Origin of the sequence: Mesotoga infera (assembly GCA_011045915.1) — a bacterium.
Lineage (GTDB): Bacteria > Thermotogota > Thermotogae > Petrotogales > Kosmotogaceae > Mesotoga > Mesotoga infera_D.
This window is the reverse complement of record DSBT01000129.1, coordinates 1-4,210: the sequence shown is the minus strand read 5'-3', so window position 1 is coordinate 4,210 and position 4,210 is coordinate 1. Positions and strand designations below refer to the sequence as shown.

The window sequence follows — 4,210 nt, the reverse complement described above, 5'->3', positions numbered from 1 at the left end:
TTGCGGGCTACTTCGAAGAGATCGAAAAGGCTAGAAATAGCGGATTTAACAATCTTCACGATTACTTCTTCTTCATTGAACTCCCTGGAGAAGACAGAGTATCGGTAAACACAACCCATTCGTCCGATAAAGATCCCCTTAATCCTTTTGAACTGAGTCAATCTGTCTTCGAATGCTCTGAGCAGATAGATCAGCTCGTCGCCTTCACGAGGAAGTACGTTCGCGGATTCGAAGAGTCAAGAATTGAAAAAATCGCAGACGATATAGGAATTCGAGAGAGTAGAAGAGTGAAGGGACTTTACGTTTTTACTGGAGAAGACGTTAGGTCGCACAGGAAATTCTATGACGGTGTTGTCAAAGCAACATATGGAATAGATATCCATTCTCCTGAGACTCAAAAGATTACTCGAGAAGTTAGGAGCAGTGTTCCCGAATATTCAGACTACTACGAGATACCCTTGAGAGCCCTAATCAGCTGCGATTTCTTCAATCTATATACTGCTGGCAGATGTTTCTCAAGTGATTTTGAAGGTCAAAGTGCAGGAAGGATTATGCCCACGTCAGCCGGCATGGGACAGGCTATTGGCATGGCCTCCGCGATTTCTTTTGAAAGTGGCAGACCAATAACGGAAATCTCAAGAGATGAAATTGACAGAGGGCTTCACAGCATCACTGGTAACAACTCGATCTGTTCTCTATCGGACATTCTCAAAATAAACCACTCAAACTAAAAAAGCTTGTTTTGATTCGGGCAAGCTCGCATTCCCGATTTAAAGTTATGAACTAATAAGTATTTGGAAATGATCTAGAAGGTACTTGGTCAGTGTTGCGACGGGTACAAGAATTGAAGTCAGTCTCTTCAGCTAAGAAAGAGGAGAGATTACTTTTCCAAAGGAGGGGATCATGCGTTACCAAAGAACAGAGTATCTCTTGATGTGAATGCAAAATCCACAGGCATTATGACGATCGATCAGGATTGATCCCTCCGCTGATTGTTCGTTTCATGTGGGTGCGTCATAGCTTATCTAATTTCGAGGTGTCGGTTGAAGAGAGCGTTGGTTCTTGGTGGTGGAGGAGCAAAAGGTGTGGCTCACGTTGGGGTTATTCGCGCGCTTGAAGAGAAAGGGTTCGTTCCTGACCTCATCGTAGGAGTTAGCATTGGCGCGCTAGTTGGAGCGGCATATTCAATACTGGCGGATTCAAACAGCCTCTGGGAAATTACGTTGAGGACCTGCAGAAGGGCGACCACATGGCTTTCATTAAGGAAATTAGTAGCAAGAACGCATTCGCCGGTCCTAAGTGCGATCGTGTGTGCATATTTGAACACTTTTAGAGCAGTTCTTCCCTCCAGGAGATATTTCAGACTTCTTAGGAAGCACTTGGGGGGGTACAGGTTCACCGATACAAAGATCCCCTTTATTTGTACATCTACAATCATGGATTCCGCTGAACTTTGCATACACAATGATGGAAGTATATATGAAGCGCTTAGGGCTTCAATGGCTATTCCAGGATTATTCAAACCTGAAGAGAAAGGAGACCTAACACTTGCCGATGGCGGTATCCTGAACAATCTTCCTGTAAGAGTCGCAAGAGAGGCGAATAGTACTTTCATAGTTGCCGTAGATCTTTCTTCATCGAATAAGATTGCTTCCTTCAATACTTCGAATTCAATATTGGGAGTGATGGATGAATACAGAGCCGATTTGATTTTGCAGAGAGAAATAGATGATGCAGATATTGTAATATCTCCCGTTATGACCAGGAGTATAGATTTGATGGATTTCTCATCCTGTATTGATGTCATGAATGAATCGTATGAAGAAACGCTCAAATGTGATTTGGACGGAGAGACACTTTGAAGGTACATGTCGGGGGATACGGTTTTCAGGGCATTGCCTCTCTGGAACACATAAATGGTCTCGTTGGCAAGGGAGAGGTAATACTTAACGGTTTGGCGGGATATTACGCGGTCATAGCAGAAACGCTGGGAGAAGATGAGGGAATGAGCCGGTTATCCGAGTTCGTGAAGAGGCTCTTCAACACGCTGAAAGTAATGGATGGCTTTGCAGTCTCGAAACCTCTAGGGCTGCGGCACAAGCTGCAAAAGCTTCGGCACTGCCGGATCTGGTCCAGACAAAATCATGTCTTCGAGAGCAATGTGAGGGATTCCTTTTTGGAAGGGATTTCTGGAATTACTGTTTTCAGCGCTGAGGTATTTGATCTTGAAGAACGGGCAGTAAGACTTCTTTCAGGAACGGCCAGGGGAGTTGCCGCCTCATGCATCTCTCTCCCCGGACTCTTCCCACCTTATATGGGCAGATACGTTACCACCACATATCTTAGCCAGATTCCGGTATCCTTTCTATCGAACGGGGATATAGTCCTTTTAAACCTTAGAGATCCATCTTACGGCAGGCTCAAGACAGCTTCAGATTTACTGTTTCATTCTATGGAGGTTCGCTCGTTGAGTTATGCAAGGGAGATGCTTTCACATTCCGAATGCCGCTTAGTGAGAGTTGCGAAGATTGTCTGTTCGGATAACGTGCTTGATTTTCTAGAGAGATTGAGAAAGGGATCGTAGTCTTGACAAGTGGTAGTATTGATATGTTATTTGCTGTCGGGATAAATGGGTGAATGGGGGCAGATAAATGTTCAAGACAATGGTGATAATCGGCACTCTTCTGGCTATGGGATTCTACCTGGTCAGCGGTACGAAAAAAGGATTAGATGAGATTATGACTATGGAGTATAACGGCAGAACGAGACAAACCATAATTCATCTACCTCCGGAAATCAAAGATGAAAAGTTGCCGGTAGTTCTTGTCTTTCATGGTCTTTTTGGCAATAGCAACTACACAAAGAACACATACGGAATAACGGAAGTCTCTGACAAAGAGGGTTTCATTTCAGTCTATCCCGAGGGAACCGGCCCTCTGAACAGCGTCTTCTTGAGTTGGAACTCGGGTTTTTGTTGCGGATACGCTATGGAAAACAATGTTGATGATGTCTCGTACATTTACGAGCTAATTGGCGAAGTGAAAAACAGCTATCCCGTTGACGAGGCTAGAATTTATCTTGTCGGTCTTTCCAATGGAGGAATGATTGTCTATAGGCTTATGTCACGCTATCCAGAGCTGTTTGCGGCATGTGCAATTGTCTCTTCTTCTCCGGCGGGCGGAACTGATGAAAACGCAGTAGTTATGATAGACCCTCCGGATGTAGGAGTTCCGCTCATTGTATTTCATGGGATGAAAGATCCTATAATACCCTTTGAGGGAGGTTTTTCGAGCAGCTCCGAAGCCAACGGAATGTATTTTCCACCGGCAGAAGAATCTGTGGAATTCTGGGCAACCAAGATGGGAGCTAGTACCGTACAGGAGACACAACAGGAAAATGGACTGATCATACTGAAAGAGTACACCGGGAAAGATGAGAGGAGTCTTGTACATTTCTATATGATAACTGACGGTGACCACACCTGGCCGGGAAGAGAGAAGGGGATCGACTCTCTCAGCAGTTCCTCCAATGCGAGTATTAAAGCTAGTGAAATAATCTGGGAGTTCTTTGAAGCCAAGAGCTTAGAATGAGTCTTTTTGCACTTCTAAGTGATACCATCTTACATAGCCTACTCCCGGTTCCTTAAACCTCCCCCATCTAAATCCTCTTGTTAGCAGAAACTCGTGAATCTCATTATCTGAATCACTGTTACCAGGAAAGAGAACGATATCGCCGCCATTCCTAGTGACTCTGTACATCTCGCCGAATTCATCCTCAATGAAATCTCCAAAAACGTGGCCCGAGATGACAACATCCGCGAAGTCTTTCTCAAAAGGAATCTCCTCTATCAAGCCATCAACAACATAGAAGTTGCCTAATCCTTTAACTTTAGGGCTTTTTTTCAAGTACTCCCTCAAAGTTCTCATCGGCTCAACTGCATAAACGACTCTTGCTTTTTCATTGACCGCAACGAATGACAATCTGCCAGTGCCCGCCCCCAAATCAACAACTCTCTTGCCACTGAAATGAACCAAGTCTGTCAGTAATTTGTCATCCCACTTCGTGAATTCGAGAGAGTCGTACACTGACGGATCGACTATGTATACAATCCAGTCATTCACATTTTTCAGTACTTCCAGTTCTGCTTTTCTGATCTCTTCTCTAGACAGGTTTTCCGAGGTTTCTTTCACCACTCTTTCGAATATCTCCG

The 4,210-nt window shown here is 44.4% G+C and carries 5 protein-coding genes; 4 read left to right on the top strand and 1 reads right to left on the bottom strand.

What is annotated here, in order from left to right:
- The 4 genes from ENN47_04870 to ENN47_04855 all read left to right on the top strand — a co-directional run.
- Nucleotides 1-731, top strand: a 731-nt coding sequence (locus ENN47_04870; protein HDP77515.1) for an FAD-dependent oxidoreductase, incomplete at its 5' end; no start/stop codon positions are given.
- Nucleotides 732-1,043: 312 nt separating this feature from the next.
- Nucleotides 1,044-1,862: an alpha/beta hydrolase gene (locus ENN47_04865; GenBank protein ID HDP77514.1), complete on the top strand. Its 819-nt coding sequence runs from the start codon at nt 1,044-1,046 to the stop codon at nt 1,860-1,862.
- Nucleotides 1,859-2,584, top strand: a complete 726-nt coding sequence (locus tag ENN47_04860) for a hypothetical protein (protein ID HDP77513.1) — start codon at nt 1,859-1,861, stop codon at nt 2,582-2,584. Before ENN47_04865 ends, ENN47_04860 begins: the two co-directional genes overlap by 4 nt.
- 67 nt (nt 2,585-2,651) lie before the next feature.
- Nucleotides 2,652-3,590, top strand: coding sequence for a phospholipase (locus ENN47_04855; GenBank protein HDP77512.1), 939 nt, complete (start codon nt 2,652-2,654; stop codon nt 3,588-3,590).
- Here ENN47_04855 and ENN47_04850 read toward each other — a convergent pair.
- A partial coding sequence (locus tag ENN47_04850; protein HDP77511.1) for a class I SAM-dependent methyltransferase occupies nt 3,582-4,210 on the bottom strand: 629 nt, incomplete at its 5' end. The two genes, ENN47_04855 and ENN47_04850, sit on opposite strands and share 9 nt — an antisense overlap.

What these genes read in the sequence shown, in the direction of transcription:
- ENN47_04855 (HDP77512.1), top strand. Translation starts at nt 2,652, where the DNA reads ATGTTCAAGACAATGGTGATAATCGGCACTCTTCTGGCTATGGGATTC.